We start from the raw sequence: 13,185 nt of genomic DNA, 5'->3' as shown, positions 1-13,185 counted from the left end.
TCGGGGTGATTGAATAATGGCAAAGGCACCAGTTCGTGCACGTAAGCGTGTAAGAAAACAAGTCTCTGACGGCGTGGCTCATATCCATGCTTCTTTCAACAACACCATCGTTACTATTACTGATCGTCAGGGTAACGCGCTGGGTTGGGCAACAGCCGGTGGTTCCGGTTTCCGTGGTTCTCGCAAATCCACTCCGTTCGCAGCTCAGGTTGCAGCAGAGCGTTGCGCTGAAGCCGTAAAAGAATACGGCATCAAGAATCTGGAAGTTATGGTAAAAGGTCCGGGTCCGGGTCGCGAATCTACCGTTCGTGCTCTGAACGCCGCTGGTTTCCGCATCACTAATATTACTGATGTGACTCCGATCCCTCATAACGGTTGTCGTCCGCCGAAAAAACGTCGCGTATAACGCGTTCGTTTTCCAGGTTTGTTGGAGATAGAAAATGGCAAGATATTTGGGTCCTAAGCTCAAGCTGAGCCGTCGTGAGGGCACCGACTTATTCCTTAAGTCTGGCGTTCGCGCGATCGATACCAAGTGTAAAATTGAACAAGCTCCTGGCCAGCACGGTGCGCGTAAACCGCGTCTGTCTGACTATGGTGTGCAGTTGCGTGAAAAGCAAAAAGTTCGCCGTATGTACGGTGTGCTGGAGCGTCAGTTCCGTAACTACTATAAAGAAGCAGCACGTCTGAAAGGCAACACCGGTGAAAACCTGTTGGCTCTGCTGGAAGGTCGTCTGGACAACGTTGTATACCGTATGGGCTTTGGCGCCACTCGTGCTGAAGCACGTCAGATGGTTAGCCATAAAGCAATCATGGTAAACGGTCGTGTTGTTAACATCGCTTCTTATCAGGTTAAAGCGAATGACGTTGTTAGCATTCGTGAGAAAGCGAAAAAGCAATCTCGCGTGAAAGCCGCTCTGGAGCTGGCTGAGCAGCGTGAAAAGCCAACCTGGCTGGAAGTTGATGCTGGCAAGATGGAAGGTACGTTCAAGCGTCAGCCAGAACGTTCTGATCTGTCTGCGGACATTAACGAACACCTGATCGTCGAGCTTTACTCCAAGTAAAGCTTAGTACCAAAGAGAGGACACAATGCAGGGTTCTGTGACAGAGTTTCTAAAACCGCGCCTGGTAGATATCGAGCAAGTGAGTTCGACGCACGCCAAGGTGACCCTTGAGCCTTTAGAGCGTGGCTTTGGCCATACTCTGGGTAACGCACTGCGCCGTATTCTGCTCTCATCGATGCCGGGTTGCGCGGTGACCGAGGTTGAGATTGATGGTGTACTTCATGAGTACAGCACCAAAGAAGGCGTTCAGGAAGATATCCTTGAAATCCTGCTCAACCTGAAAGGGCTGGCGGTGAGAGTTCAGGGTAAAGATGAAGTTATTCTTACTCTGAATAAATCTGGCATTGGCCCTGTGACTGCAGCCGACATCACCCACGACGGTGATGTTGAAATCGTCAAGCCGCAGCACGTGATCTGCCACCTGACCGATGAGAACGCAGCTATCAGCATGCGTATCAAAGTTCAGCGCGGTCGTGGTTATGTGCCGGCTTCTGCCCGAATTCATTCGGAAGAAGATGAGCGCCCAATCGGCCGTCTGCTGGTCGACGCATGCTACAGCCCTGTAGAGCGTATTGCCTACAATGTTGAAGCAGCGCGTGTAGAACAGCGTACCGACCTGGACAAGCTGGTCATCGAAATGGAAACCAACGGCACAATCGATCCTGAAGAGGCGATTCGTCGTGCGGCAACCATCCTGGCAGAACAACTGGAAGCTTTCGTTGACTTACGTGATGTACGTCAGCCGGAAGTGAAAGAAGAGAAACCAGAATTCGATCCGATCCTGCTGCGCCCTGTTGACGATCTGGAATTGACTGTCCGCTCTGCTAACTGCCTCAAGGCAGAAGCTATCCACTATATCGGTGATCTGGTACAGCGTACCGAGGTTGAGTTGCTGAAAACGCCGAACCTGGGTAAAAAATCTCTTACTGAGATTAAAGACGTGCTGGCTTCACGTGGTCTGTCTCTGGGCATGCGCCTGGAAAACTGGCCACCAGCAAGCATTGCTGACGAGTAACCGGATCACAGGTTAAGGTTTTACTGAGAAGGATAAGGTCATGCGCCATCGTAAGAGTGGTCGTCAACTGAACCGCAACAGCAGCCATCGCCAGGCTATGTTCCGCAACATGGCAGGTTCACTGGTTCGTCATGAAATCATCAAGACGACCCTGCCTAAAGCGAAAGAGCTGCGTCGCGTAGTTGAGCCGCTGATTACTCTTGCCAAGACTGACAGCGTTGCTAATCGTCGTCTGGCATTCGCCCGCACTCGTGATAACGAGATCGTGGCAAAACTGTTTAACGAACTGGGCCCGCGTTTCGCGAGCCGTGCCGGTGGTTACACTCGTATTCTGAAGTGTGGCTTCCGTGCAGGCGACAACGCTCCGATGGCTTACATCGAGCTGGTTGATCGTTCAGAGAAAGCAGAAGCTGCTGCAGAGTAATCTGCAGTAACGTAAAAAAACCCGCTCCGGCGGGTTTTTTTATATCCGCTGAATCCCCATTTTCTACACTACTCTTATTCTTTTCCTACTCTCTGGAGTTTTGCTATGTGGTTATTGGACCAATGGGCAGAACGACATATCCTGGATGCCCAGCGCCAGGGTGAATTCGATGACCTGCCCGGCAGTGGCCAGCCGCTGAAACTGGATGATGATTCACATGTTCCCCCAGAGTTGCGAGCGGCCTACCGCATGTTGAAAAACGCGGGTTGCCTCCCTCCTGAACTTGAACAGCGTAAAGAGGCGATCGAACTGTCTCACTTGCTCACCACAGTCAAAGAGGGAACTGCAGCGCATGCGGATTACGCCCGCCGTCTCGCCCTTCTGGAACTAAAGCTGCGCCAGGCGGGAGCGAGTACGGAGTTTCTGCGCGGGGATTATGCTGAACGTCTAATGCAAAAAATGAAGGAGGAGTAGCGATGTATCGTATTGGTGAGCTTGCTAAGCTGGCTGAGGTTACCCCTGATACTATTCGTTATTACGAAAAGCAGCAGATGATGGAACATGAGATACGCACTGAAGGGGGCTTCCGGCTTTATACCGACCGGGATCTTCAGCGCCTTAAGTTTATTCGTCATGCGCGACAGCTGGGGTTTACCCTGGAATCGATCCGCGAGCTACTGTCGATCCGTATCGATCCCGAGCATCACACCTGCCAGGAATCAAAAAGTATTGTGCAGGCGAGATTGAGTGAAGTCGAGGCGCGCATCGAAGAGCTTCAAACCATGCGGCTCTCTTTACAGCGGTTGAACGATGCCTGTTGCGGTACTGCACATAGCAGCGTTTACTGTTCTATTCTGGAAACCCTTGAACAAGGGGCGAATGGCGAGTCTCGCGGATGTTGATTTTATTGTCAGCACCTTCTAAACTCGCGTCGATATTTTGAACACTGGAGAAAGTATGAGCCATTATCAACACAAGAAAGGTCAGATCAACGACAATGCCATTGAGGCGTTACTGCATGATCCTTTATTCAGACAGCGAATCGAGAAGAACAAGAAAGGGAAAGGAAGTTATCTGCGCAAAACTAAACATGCAAAACGGGGTAACTGGGAGGCCAGTGGCAAGCAAGCGAATCGCTTTCTTACCACTGGCCTTCTTGCTTTGAGTGGCTTACAAAGTGCGGTTGTTCTGCGCTTTCAGTAAGTCACGAATTTCAGTAAGCAGCACTTCTTCTTTCGATGGGGCTGGCGGCGCAGCCGGTTCTTCTTTTTTCTTACGGTTTAATTTGTTGATGAGCTTAATGGCCATAAAGATGGCGAAAGCAACAATCATGAAATCAAATACGTTTTGAATAAACACGCCATAGTGCATTACCACCGCAGGGACATCACCTTGAGCTTCCCGCAGCGTTATGGCGAATTGCTTGAAATCTATTCCGCCAATTAAAAGGCCCAGTGGTGGCATGATGATATCCGCAACCAGTGATGAAACGATCTTGCCAAACGCCGCACCAATAATCACACCCACAGCCAAATCCACTACGTTTCCGCGCATCGCAAATTCGCGAAATTCTTTAATAAAACTCATTTTGTTCTCCTTGTGCCAGCTGACAAATACAAGTCTAACAAATCATTAGCGGATTGCCATTGAAGAGAGACATACGTCACAGAAATATAACCCTTACATATTATTGGGTTAAAAAGAAAAGGTGCTGAAAACAGCACCTTTGCAAGCGTCAGAGGAAGAAAGGACTTGGCTGGAATAAGCGCTCGACGTCGGTAATAAACTTTTTGTCTGTCAGGAACATAATAACGTGATCGCCCTGCTCAATGCGTAGATTGTCATTAGCGATCATGACATCGTTACCCCGCACCACTGCACCAATGATAGTGCCCGGCGGGAGTTTAATCTCATCGATGGTACGCCCAACCACACGGGACGTGCTTTCGTCGCCATGCGCCACGGCTTCGATAGCTTCTGCCACTCCACGACGGAGGGAAGAAACGCCAACGATATCCGCTTTTCGCACGTGACTCAGCAGGGCAGAGATAGTGGCCTGTTGCGGCGAAATCGCAATATCGATAACGCTTCCCTGCACCAGATCGACATAGGCTTTGCGCTGGATAAGCACCATGACCTTCTTCGCACCCATCCGTTTTGCCAGCATCGCTGACATGATGTTGGCTTCGTCGTCGTTGGTAACAGCAATGAAAAGATCAACCTGATCGATATGCTCTTCGGCAAGCAGCTCCTGATCCGACGCATCGCCATAGAAAACGATCGTATTTTGCAGTTTTTCTGCCAGTTCAGCGGCGCGCTGTTGATCCCGTTCGATCAATTTTACGCTGTAGTCTTTTTCCAGCTGCCGGGCCAGGCCAGCGCCGATATTACCGCCCCCGACCAGCATGATGCGCTTATAGGGTTTTTCCAGTCGCTGAAGCTCGCTCATTACCGCACGGATGTGCTGTGACGCGGCGATAAAGAAGACCTCGTCACCAGCTTCGACAATGGTAGAGCCTTGGGGACGAATAGGGCGGTCATGACGGAAAATCGCGGCGACGCGCGTATCGATGTGCGGCATATGTTCGCGCATCGTAGAGAGTGCGTTACCGATCAGCGGGCCGCCATAGTAGGCTTTTACTACCGCAAGACTGACCTTGCCCTCTGCGAAGTTGACTACCTGCAGTGCGCCCGGGTATTCAATCAGGCGGTAAATACTGTCGATAACCAGCTGTTCCGGCGCGATTAAGTGGTCGATTGGCACCGCATCGGACTGAAACAACTTATCGGCATCACGAACGTAATCCGGCGAACGTATACGCGCGATTCGGTTTGGGGTATTAAATAACGAATAGGCCACCTGACAGGCCACCATATTCGTTTCATCAGAACTGGTGACAGCAACCAGCATATCTGCGTCATCCGCTCCGGCTTCACGCAACACTCGTGGGTGAGAGCCATGCCCCTGAACCACGCGCAGATCGAATTTATCCTGCAGGCCGCGCAGACGATCGCCATTGGTATCAACGATAGTGATGTCGTTATTCTCACCGACCAGGTTTTCTGCCAGCGTACCGCCTACCTGCCCCGCGCCCAGAATGATTATCTTCATATCTTGTGACCCGTTATCAACATCACTCTTTGATTAGCTTAGCGTAAAAGAAACCGTCGCCTTCTTCTGCCCCTGGCAGGTTTTGCTTGCCGGGCAGTTCTGGTGTGCCGGTCAGATGCAGGCGGGCATCAGGTGTGCGCTTCAGGAACGCGGCGATCTGCTGGCTATTCTCTTCCGGCAGAACAGAACAGGTGGCATAAACCAGCGTCCCGCCTGTTTTCAGATGCGGCCAGATAGCGTCGAGGATCTCTGACTGCAACTGTGCCAGTTCGTTGATATCCCGATCGCGGCGCAACCATTTGATATCCGGATGGCGGCGGATAACGCCGGTCGCTGAGCAAGGGGCATCCAGTAAAATGCGATCGAACTGCTCATCCCCGCACCACTGCCCAGGGGTACGCCCGTCACCCTGCTTAACTTCCGCCTTCATACCCAGACGTTTGAGATTATCGTAGACACGAGAAAGACGCTGTTCGTCAACGTCGACAGCCATCACGTTAGCCTGCGGAGCGACCTCCAGAATATGTGTCGTTTTACCGCCTGGCGCGGCGCAAAGATCGAGGATCCGCTCGCCATTCTGCGGCTCAAGCCAGGTCATGCAACCCTGGGCTGAAGCGTCCTGAACGGTAACCCAGCCCTGTTCAAAGCCAGGCAGAGCATGTACCGGTGCAGGGGCCGCCAGACGCACTGCATCGCTGTATTCAGGATGAGGGAACCCGGTCATTCCGGCCTCTTCCAGTAGCGCCAGCCAGGCGTCCCGGGTGTGGTGATTGCGGTTAACGCGTAGCCACATAGGTGGACGCTGGTTATTGGCATTAATTAGCGCTTCCCACTGCTCAGGATAGGCTTTTTGCAATCGCTTTAATAACCAGTCAGGATGCAGGAAACGTTTTTCCGTGCGGGCGAACTCAGCCAGCAATTCATCTTGCTGGCGCTGGAACTGTCGCAACACGCCGTTGATCAATCCTTTCAGCTGCGGGCGTTTTACCGCAACTGCGCCTTCTACGGTCTCTGCCAGTGCGGCATGAGGTGGAATACGGGTATGCAGCAGCTGATAGAAGCCGACCATGATCAGGTAGTGAATGACGCGTTGCTTGCCCGCCATCGGGCGCGCCATAAGTTTTCCGATCAGCCACTCCATCTGGGGTAACGTGCGCAGAACACCAAAGCACAACTCCTGAAGCAGCGACTTATCTTTATCGGAAACCTTTTGCTGTAACGGTGGCAGGACATTGCTCAGGGACTGACCCTGCTCGACCACTTGCTCAATCGCCTGTGCTGCCAGGCTGCGTAAATTTTGTTTTTTCATAACCGCAAAAATAAAAATGCCCGGAAACACCGGGCCTTAATTTGAAATGATCTCAGGCGAGACTGTTGCCAGGGGTAAACCATTCACGGCGGGAGTTAAGAAGGTCCTGCGCGCTCATGGCTTTTTTACCTGCTGGTTGTAAGGATTCCAGATTAAGGATCCCTTCAACTGTCGCGACCTGAATACCCTGTTTACTGGCTGCAATGATTGTTCCAGGGGCAGCGTGAGTTTGGCCATCAATCACAGAGGCCTTCCATACCTTCACCGGCTGTCCGTCTATCTCAAGCCAACTCATTGGCCATGGATTGAAAGCCCGAATACAGCGTTCAAGCTGAGCAGCAGGGAGAGTCCAGTCGAGGCGGGCCTCTTCTTTGCTGAGCTTTTCAGCATGGGTCACTAATGCTTCGTCCTGAACTTCTGGTTGAGCCCGATTCTCTGCAAGCTGTTGCAGTGTATCAATCAGCCCTTTTGGCCCAAGCTCTGCCAGTTTGTCATACAGGGTGGCACTGGTATCTTCGGCGGTAATAGGACAAGAGAGCTTATACAGCATGTCGCCAGTATCCAGCCCTACGTCCATTTGCATAATCGTCACGCCAGTATCGGCATCGCCAGCCCACAATGAACGCTGGATCGGCGCTGCGCCACGCCAACGTGGGAGAAGTGAACCGTGAACATTAATGCAGCCCAGACGCGGCATATCAAGCACCGCTTTCGGCAGGATGAGGCCATACGCCACAACCACCATGACATCTGCATTTAACTGAGCAACCAGCTGCTGATTTTCCTGCGGCCGTAACGAAGCAGGCTGAAAGACCGGTAAACCGTGCTCTTCAGCCAGGACTTTTACCGGGCTCGGCATCAATTTTTTACCCCGGCCTGCCGGACGATCGGGCTGAGTAAACACGCCCACAACCTTATGGCCAGACGACAACAGCGCGTCGAGATGACGCGCTGCAAAGTCAGGTGTTCCTGCAAAGATGATACGTAGTGATGTAGACACGTTATTCCTTGTATCCGGGGTCACATTAAGCGCGAGCGCGCATGCGATCCAGTTTCTCTACTTTCTGACGAATACGCTGCTGCTTCAGTGGAGAGAGATAATCGATAAACAGTTTACCGACCAGATGATCCATCTCATGCTGAATGCAGATGGCCAGCAGATCATCCGCTTCCAGTTCGAACGGCTTACCGTCGCGATCAAGCGCGCGGATTTTGACTTTTTCTGCACGCGGTACCAGTGCTCGCTGCTCAGGGATAGAGAGGCAGCCTTCTTCGATACCGGTTTCACCGCTTTTTTCCAGAAGCTCCGGATTGATTAATACCAGGCGCCCGTCGCGGTTCTCAGAAACGTCGATCACAATGATGCGCTGGTGAATATCCACCTGAGTCGCCGCGAGACCGATGCCTTCTTCGGCGTACATCGTATCGAACATATCATCAATGATACGTTGAGTTTCTGCATTCACTTCTTTAACCGGCTCGGCGACTTTGCGAAGGCGCTCGTCCGGAATATGTAACACTTGCAAAACTGCCATATATTTCCAGAGTCGTATTCAGGAGTTGATAAGAATATAACCTCTATTCTAGACAAAACCCCCTCTGATTGACAGCATCAGTGACCAATCGCAAAGATTGCTATAGCGGCTTCTGGCAGGGGAAAGGATGACATCCACAGAGATTTGGCTACGCCTGATAAGCACCGGAGAGTTGTACGGCGACAAGATGGTGGCGATAGCGCAGCAGCTGCAGCGCGAATCCCATATTGATGGTGCTCTGCTGGTGGAAAGGGGGCTCACCCACAGGCAAAAGGAGAAGTTTTTATCGTTTTCACCGCGGGAACTCGACCGCAGTATGGCCTGGCTGGCCGGACAGGACCATTATCTGATATGTGCGGATAATGCCCTCTATCCAGGGCAGCTTCGCGCTATTGCCGATTACCCTGGGGCTTTGTTTGTTAAGGGGGAGCCCTCCGTGCTGTCGAGTCTGCAACTTGCCGTGGTCGGCAGCCGTTCTCACTCCTGGTATGGAGAGCGTTGGGGAAAAGTGCTTTGTGAGCAGCTAGCCCAGGCGGGACTGACGATTACCAGCGGACTGGCCTGCGGCATCGATGGTATAGCGCATCGCGCTGCGCTCAACGTTAAAGGCAAAAGCGTCGCGGTGCTGGGTAACGGTCTGGCGGATGTCTATCCCCGCCGCCATTCGTCGCTGGCCATGCGTCTTGTTGAAAGCGGCGGTGCAGTGATCTCTGAGTTTTCACTCGCGACGCCTCCCTGGCAGGGTAATTTCCCGCGACGTAACCGCATCATTAGCGGCCTCAGCCTGGGGGTGTTCGTAATCGAAGCGATGATAAGAAGCGGTTCTCTCGTTACCGCCAAATGCGCCCTTGAGCAGGGGCGTGAGGTCTTTGCATTACCGGGAGCCATTGGCAACCCGGGGAGTGAAGGTCCTCACTGGTTAATAAAGCAAGGGGCGACTCCCGTGACAACGGCAGAAGATATTCTGGAAACGTTGCAAAACGGACTGAACTGGCTGCCAGAGGATCCCAAAAATTGGCTTTATTCTTCAGATCAGGACCAGGTAGCATTGCCATTTCCTGAGCTCCTGGCTAACGTAGGAGATGAGGTAACACCTGTTGACGTTGTCGCTGAACGTGCCGGCCAACCTGTGCCAGTAACCGTAGCACAGCTACTCGAACTGGAGTTAGCAGGATGGATCGCAGCTGTACCCGGCGGCTATGTCCGATTAAGGAGGGCAAGCCATGTTCGACGTACTCATGTATTTGTTTGAGACTTACATCCATAACGAAGCTGAAGCACGCGTGGATCAGGACAAACTCACACGCGATCTCACCGATGCAGGTTTCGAACGGGAAGATATCTACAACGCGTTAATATGGCTGGAAAAACTGGCTGATTATCAGGAAGGCCTTGCCGAACCGATGCAGTTAGTTTCCGATCCACTGTCTGTACGCATCTATACGGCTGAAGAGTGTGAAAGGCTGGATGCCAGTTGCCGGGGATTTATCTTATTCCTTGAGCAGATTCAGGTGCTGAACCTCGAAACACGAGAAATGGTGATAGAGCGCGTCATGGCGCTGGATACCGCAGAATTTGAGCTGGAGGACCTGAAGTGGGTCATCCTGATGGTTCTGTTCAATATTCCAGGGTGTGAAAATGCCTATCAGCAAATGGAAGAATTACTCTTTGAAGTGAATGAAGGTATGCTGCATTAATTCATTTTGCAGCACCAAGAGTTGTTATGACCAAATCAGCACTATTTACGGTGCGTAAACATGAGTCCTGCCCGCAGTGTGGGGCAGAACTTGTTATCCGGTCCGGTAAACACGGGCCGTTTCTCGGTTGTTCACACTATCCAGAATGTGATTATGTCCGTCCCCTGAAAAATCAGGCGGACGGGCATATTGTTAAGATTCTGGAGGGACAAGCCTGCCCGCAATGCGGCGGCGATCTGGCGCTGCGCCAGGGGCGTTTTGGCATGTTTATCGGCTGTAGTCGCTATCCCGAATGTCATCACACCGAACAAATCGATAAACCTGATGAAACAGCCGTAGCCTGCCCGCAATGCGGCAGCGGGCATCTCGTGCAACGCCGTTCACGCTATGGTAAGACATTCCACTCCTGCGATCGCTATCCTGAATGTCAGTTTGTTACCAATTTCAAACCGGTGGCGGGCAGCTGCCCTGAGTGCCATTACCCGCTACTTATCGAGAAAAAAACGGCGCAAGGTATGAAGCGCTTCTGCGCCAGTAAACAATGTGGAAAGCCGGTTTCGGCGGAATAAAAAAGTGAAGAATAACCTGCAGTCAGGCTCCGTTGCGCATGCAGTGGATGTGCTGAAAAATGAAGAAGTCATCGCCTATCCAACAGAAGCGGTTTTTGGGGTGGGATGCGATCCCGACAGCGAAGTAGCCGTAACACGTCTCTTAACGCTTAAACAGCGCCCGGTAGAAAAAGGGCTGATTCTTATCGCCGCCAGTTTTGAACAGCTTAAACCTTATATAGATGATTCCATGTTGACGTCAGCGCAGCGTGAAACCATTTTCTCCTCCTGGCCTGGGCCGGTAACGTTTGTGTTTCCGGCGCTGCCGACAACGCCTCGATGGCTGACGGGGCGTTTTGACTCCCTTGCTGTTCGCGTGACGGACCATCCATTAGTCATCGAGCTATGTAATCGCTTTGGTAAACCGCTGGTCTCTACCAGCGCCAATCTGACGGGATTGCCTCCTTGCCGCACTGCAGAAGAGGTGTCAGCGCAGTTTGGTAGTGAGTTCCCGGTGGTCATCGGTGAAACCGGTGGTCGCCTGAACCCGTCAGAAATTCGTGATGCTTTGACCGGCGAACTTTTTCGCCAGGGGTAATCAGATGGAAGCGTACGCCGTTTTTGGTAATCCAGTTGCGCATAGCAAATCGCCGTTTATTCACCAACAGTTCGCCCAGCAGTTGCATATCGATCACCCTTATGGCCGAGTGCTTGCACCCATTGATGCCTTTGTGACGACGCTGGAGGCTTTTTTTGCTGGTGGCGGAAAAGGGGCGAATGTCACAGTACCTTTTAAAGAAGAGGCATTCGGGCGTGCCGATGAGTTAACAGAGCGCGCCTCTCTTGCGGGAGCTGTGAATACGCTCAAGCGGCTTGAAGATGGCCGAATTCTGGGAGACAACACTGATGGCATTGGCCTGCTGAGCGATCTGGAACGTCTGTCATTTATCAAACCTGGCGCGCGTATCCTTTTGATTGGCGCGGGCGGCGCGGCGCGAGGTGTGATTTTACCTCTGCTCTCCCTGGATTGCGCAGTAACCATTACGAATCGTACTTACTCCCGGGCAGAAGAGTTGGCCGCTCTGTTTGCCCACACTGGCAGTATTCATGCGGTCGCCCTGGACGCGTTACACGGCCATGAGTTTGATCTGATCGTTAATGCGACCTCAAGCGGCATTGGTGGCGACGTTCCCGCCATTCCGGCGTCATTGATCAATGGACAGGTTAATTGCTATGACATGTTCTATCAGAAAGGCAAAACGCCTTTTCTGAGCTGGTGTGAACGGCAAGGCGCAAAACGTGTGGCTGATGGATTGGGGATGCTGGTGGGGCAGGCCGCGCATGCGGTGATGCTCTGGCACGGCGTGCTGCCGGAAGTGGAGCCGGTCATTGAAAAACTCAAACTGGAGCTATCGGCATGAACCAGGCGATCCAGTTCCCGGATCGAGAAAGCTGGGATGAAGACAAACAGGCAGTCTGTTTTCCCGCGCTGGTAAATGGCATGCAAATGATGTGTGCCATTGAAGGAAGAACGCTGGCGCGTCGTTTTGGCGATGGCCTGCCAATTGAGATGTTTCGTGAACATCGCTGGGATCTGGAAGAAGAAGCCAGCGATGCGATCCGCAAGGGGGACGAGGACGATCAAGGGTGGTTCTGGCTTTCCTGATCCAGATAATCATTCTTCCATTTAACGTAGTTATTGGCTGAGTACTTTAACCCTTCTATTTCCGCTTCCGTCAGGGGGCGGATCTGTTTTACCGGACTTCCTAAATAGAGAAAGCCGCTCTCGAGCCGCTTATTTTGCGGAACCAGGCTGCCAGCACCAATCATTACGTCATCTTCTACTACCACACCATCCAGCAAAATCGATCCCATGCCGACCAGAACGCGATTGCCGATCGTGCAGCCGTGCAACATCACTTTATGACCGACAGTGACCTCTTCACCAACGATCAGGGGATTACCTTCAGGGTTATAAGAAGATTTATGGGTCACATGCAGCACGCTGCCATCCTGAATATTAGTACGGGCGCCAATGGCGACGTAATTCACATCTCCACGAATAGCAACCAGCGGCCAGATACTGACATCATCACCCAGCCGGACATCGCCAATGACCACGCTACTGCTGTCGATCATGACGCGATCGCCTTGTTTTGGGAAAAGATCTTTATAGGGACGGAGTACTGCAGACATATCAACCTCGAGTGATGTGCATTCTTTTGATGACTTTGATCCTAATACGTAGCTTGATCAAGGGCCAGTTACGTCATTATTTGAGCATATCGGATGGGATTTCAGCGGAAAGAACGAAAAAAGAACAGTCAGAAGAAAAGATCGAAAAAATGCTTGTGCTAAAAACTGGGATCCCTATAATGCGCCTCCATCGACACGGCGGATGTGAATCACTTCACACAGACAGCCGGGCCGGTTGAGGAGAAAAGCGAAAATAATCGCTTGACTCTGAAAGAGGAAAGCGTAATA

General features: G+C 52.0%; 19 protein-coding genes. 13 read left to right on the top strand and 6 right to left on the bottom strand.

Features of this window, described 5'->3' with window-relative positions; all coding sequences use genetic code 11:
* The first annotated feature begins 16 nt into the window (after positions 1–16).
* From rpsK to ACOKCT_RS22305, 7 genes are all read left to right on the top strand, one after another.
* Entirely contained in the window at positions 17–406 is a 390-nt protein-coding gene (gene rpsK, locus ACOKCT_RS22335) for a 30S ribosomal protein S11 (protein WP_003863312.1), read from the top strand.
* Positions 407–440: 34 nt separating this feature from the next.
* Entirely contained in the window at positions 441–1,061 is a 621-nt protein-coding gene (gene rpsD, locus ACOKCT_RS22330; RefSeq protein WP_032614687.1) for a 30S ribosomal protein S4, read from the top strand.
* Between the two features lie 25 nt (positions 1,062–1,086).
* A complete protein-coding gene (locus ACOKCT_RS22325) occupies positions 1,087–2,076 on the top strand; it encodes a DNA-directed RNA polymerase subunit alpha (protein WP_002919219.1) in 990 nt (329 codons plus the stop codon).
* A gap of 40 nt (positions 2,077–2,116) precedes the next feature.
* Complete coding sequence (gene rplQ / locus ACOKCT_RS22320) at positions 2,117–2,500, top strand: 50S ribosomal protein L17 (RefSeq protein ID WP_001216368.1); 384 nt, start codon at positions 2,117–2,119, stop codon at positions 2,498–2,500.
* Between the two features lie 105 nt (positions 2,501–2,605).
* Positions 2,606–2,974 (top strand): DUF1992 domain-containing protein, encoded by a 369-nt coding sequence (locus tag ACOKCT_RS22315; RefSeq protein ID WP_114316547.1) that lies wholly within the window; start codon positions 2,606–2,608, stop codon positions 2,972–2,974.
* A 2-nt stretch (positions 2,975–2,976) separates the two neighbouring features.
* Complete coding sequence (gene zntR / locus ACOKCT_RS22310) at positions 2,977–3,402, top strand: Zn(2+)-responsive transcriptional regulator (RefSeq protein WP_103825482.1); 426 nt, start codon at positions 2,977–2,979, stop codon at positions 3,400–3,402.
* 55 nt (positions 3,403–3,457) lie between these two features.
* Positions 3,458–3,703 (top strand): alternative ribosome-rescue factor A, encoded by a 246-nt coding sequence (locus tag ACOKCT_RS22305; RefSeq protein ID WP_114388362.1) that lies wholly within the window; start codon positions 3,458–3,460, stop codon positions 3,701–3,703.
* Here ACOKCT_RS22305 and mscL read toward each other — a convergent pair.
* The 5 genes from mscL to def form a co-directional block, all read right to left on the bottom strand.
* Positions 3,671–4,087 carry a large-conductance mechanosensitive channel protein MscL gene (gene mscL, locus ACOKCT_RS22300; RefSeq protein WP_103177261.1) on the bottom strand — a complete coding sequence of 139 codons (417 nt, stop codon included), beginning with the start codon at positions 4,085–4,087 and terminating at the stop codon, positions 3,671–3,673. The genes ACOKCT_RS22305 and mscL overlap by 33 nt on opposite strands.
* 148 nt (positions 4,088–4,235) lie before the next feature.
* Positions 4,236–5,612 (bottom strand): Trk system potassium transporter TrkA, encoded by a 1,377-nt coding sequence (trkA, locus tag ACOKCT_RS22295; RefSeq protein ID WP_103177260.1) that lies wholly within the window; start codon positions 5,610–5,612, stop codon positions 4,236–4,238.
* Between the two features lie 22 nt (positions 5,613–5,634).
* Positions 5,635–6,921: a 16S rRNA (cytosine(967)-C(5))-methyltransferase RsmB gene (gene rsmB / locus ACOKCT_RS22290; protein ID WP_103180997.1), complete on the bottom strand. Its 1,287-nt coding sequence runs from the start codon at positions 6,919–6,921 to the stop codon at positions 5,635–5,637.
* A 52-nt stretch (positions 6,922–6,973) separates the two neighbouring features.
* Positions 6,974–7,921, bottom strand: coding sequence for a methionyl-tRNA formyltransferase (gene fmt, locus ACOKCT_RS22285; RefSeq protein WP_103177259.1), 948 nt, complete (start codon positions 7,919–7,921; stop codon positions 6,974–6,976).
* A 25-nt stretch (positions 7,922–7,946) separates the two neighbouring features.
* Positions 7,947–8,456, bottom strand: a complete 510-nt coding sequence (gene def, locus ACOKCT_RS22280; RefSeq protein ID WP_039032057.1) for a peptide deformylase — start codon at positions 8,454–8,456, stop codon at positions 7,947–7,949.
* Between the two features lie 127 nt (positions 8,457–8,583).
* Between def and dprA the strand changes: the two genes are divergently transcribed.
* Genes dprA through ACOKCT_RS22250 form a run of 6 tightly spaced genes read left to right on the top strand, consistent with a single transcriptional unit; the run spans position 8,584 to position 12,367 of the window.
* Complete coding sequence (gene dprA, locus ACOKCT_RS22275; RefSeq protein ID WP_103177258.1) at positions 8,584–9,708, top strand: DNA-protecting protein DprA; 1,125 nt, start codon at positions 8,584–8,586, stop codon at positions 9,706–9,708.
* On the top strand, positions 9,680–10,153 hold the full coding sequence (gene smg, locus ACOKCT_RS22270) for a DUF494 family protein Smg (RefSeq protein WP_039032055.1): 474 nt from the start codon (positions 9,680–9,682) through the stop codon (positions 10,151–10,153). Before dprA ends, smg begins: the two co-directional genes overlap by 29 nt.
* A gap of 26 nt (positions 10,154–10,179) precedes the next feature.
* Positions 10,180–10,722: a type I DNA topoisomerase gene (locus ACOKCT_RS22265; RefSeq protein WP_159340495.1), complete on the top strand. Its 543-nt coding sequence runs from the start codon at positions 10,180–10,182 to the stop codon at positions 10,720–10,722.
* A gap of 4 nt (positions 10,723–10,726) precedes the next feature.
* Positions 10,727–11,299, top strand: a complete 573-nt coding sequence (tsaC, locus tag ACOKCT_RS22260) for an L-threonylcarbamoyladenylate synthase type 1 TsaC (protein WP_103177256.1) — start codon at positions 10,727–10,729, stop codon at positions 11,297–11,299.
* A gap of 4 nt (positions 11,300–11,303) precedes the next feature.
* Complete coding sequence (gene aroE, locus ACOKCT_RS22255) at positions 11,304–12,122, top strand: shikimate dehydrogenase (protein ID WP_156655293.1); 819 nt, start codon at positions 11,304–11,306, stop codon at positions 12,120–12,122.
* Positions 12,119–12,367, top strand: a complete 249-nt coding sequence (locus ACOKCT_RS22250; protein WP_103177254.1) for a DUF1488 domain-containing protein — start codon at positions 12,119–12,121, stop codon at positions 12,365–12,367. The genes aroE and ACOKCT_RS22250 overlap by 4 nt, the downstream gene beginning before the upstream one ends.
* Here the strand turns inward: ACOKCT_RS22250 and ACOKCT_RS22245 are convergent.
* Complete coding sequence (locus ACOKCT_RS22245; protein WP_103177253.1) at positions 12,343–12,897, bottom strand: gamma carbonic anhydrase family protein; 555 nt, start codon at positions 12,895–12,897, stop codon at positions 12,343–12,345. The two genes, ACOKCT_RS22250 and ACOKCT_RS22245, sit on opposite strands and share 25 nt — an antisense overlap.
* Positions 12,898–13,185: the final 288 nt, after the last annotated feature.

It is taken from the genome of Leclercia sp. M-A074-M (assembly GCF_965195605.1).
Classification (GTDB): domain Bacteria; phylum Pseudomonadota; class Gammaproteobacteria; order Enterobacterales; family Enterobacteriaceae; genus Enterobacter.
This window is presented reverse-complemented; position numbering and strand designations above follow the sequence as displayed.

Bases quoted from the DNA above. Each gene is read 5' to 3' on its own strand.
- ACOKCT_RS22245 (WP_103177253.1), bottom strand. From the start codon at position 12,897: ATGTCTGCAGTACTCCGTCCCTATAAAGATCTTTTCCCAAAACAAGGC.
- rplQ (WP_001216368.1), top strand. From the start codon at position 2,117: ATGCGCCATCGTAAGAGTGGTCGTCAACTGAACCGCAACAGCAGCCAT.
- mscL (WP_103177261.1), bottom strand. From the start codon at position 4,087: ATGAGTTTTATTAAAGAATTTCGCGAATTTGCGATGCGCGGAAACGTA.
- zntR (WP_103825482.1), top strand. From the start codon at position 2,977: ATGTATCGTATTGGTGAGCTTGCTAAGCTGGCTGAGGTTACCCCTGAT.
- ACOKCT_RS22315 (WP_114316547.1), top strand. From the start codon at position 2,606: ATGTGGTTATTGGACCAATGGGCAGAACGACATATCCTGGATGCCCAG.
- ACOKCT_RS22250 (WP_103177254.1), top strand. From the start codon at position 12,119: ATGAACCAGGCGATCCAGTTCCCGGATCGAGAAAGCTGGGATGAAGAC.
- ACOKCT_RS22325 (WP_002919219.1), top strand. From the start codon at position 1,087: ATGCAGGGTTCTGTGACAGAGTTTCTAAAACCGCGCCTGGTAGATATC.
- ACOKCT_RS22305 (WP_114388362.1), top strand. From the start codon at position 3,458: ATGAGCCATTATCAACACAAGAAAGGTCAGATCAACGACAATGCCATT.
- rsmB (WP_103180997.1), bottom strand. From the start codon at position 6,921: ATGAAAAAACAAAATTTACGCAGCCTGGCAGCACAGGCGATTGAGCAA.
- rpsD (WP_032614687.1), top strand. From the start codon at position 441: ATGGCAAGATATTTGGGTCCTAAGCTCAAGCTGAGCCGTCGTGAGGGC.
- ACOKCT_RS22265 (WP_159340495.1), top strand. From the start codon at position 10,180: ATGACCAAATCAGCACTATTTACGGTGCGTAAACATGAGTCCTGCCCG.
- def (WP_039032057.1), bottom strand. From the start codon at position 8,456: ATGGCAGTTTTGCAAGTGTTACATATTCCGGACGAGCGCCTTCGCAAA.
- smg (WP_039032055.1), top strand. From the start codon at position 9,680: ATGTTCGACGTACTCATGTATTTGTTTGAGACTTACATCCATAACGAA.
- dprA (WP_103177258.1), top strand. From the start codon at position 8,584: ATGACATCCACAGAGATTTGGCTACGCCTGATAAGCACCGGAGAGTTG.
- trkA (WP_103177260.1), bottom strand. From the start codon at position 5,612: ATGAAGATAATCATTCTGGGCGCGGGGCAGGTAGGCGGTACGCTGGCA.
- aroE (WP_156655293.1), top strand. From the start codon at position 11,304: ATGGAAGCGTACGCCGTTTTTGGTAATCCAGTTGCGCATAGCAAATCG.
- rpsK (WP_003863312.1), top strand. From the start codon at position 17: ATGGCAAAGGCACCAGTTCGTGCACGTAAGCGTGTAAGAAAACAAGTC.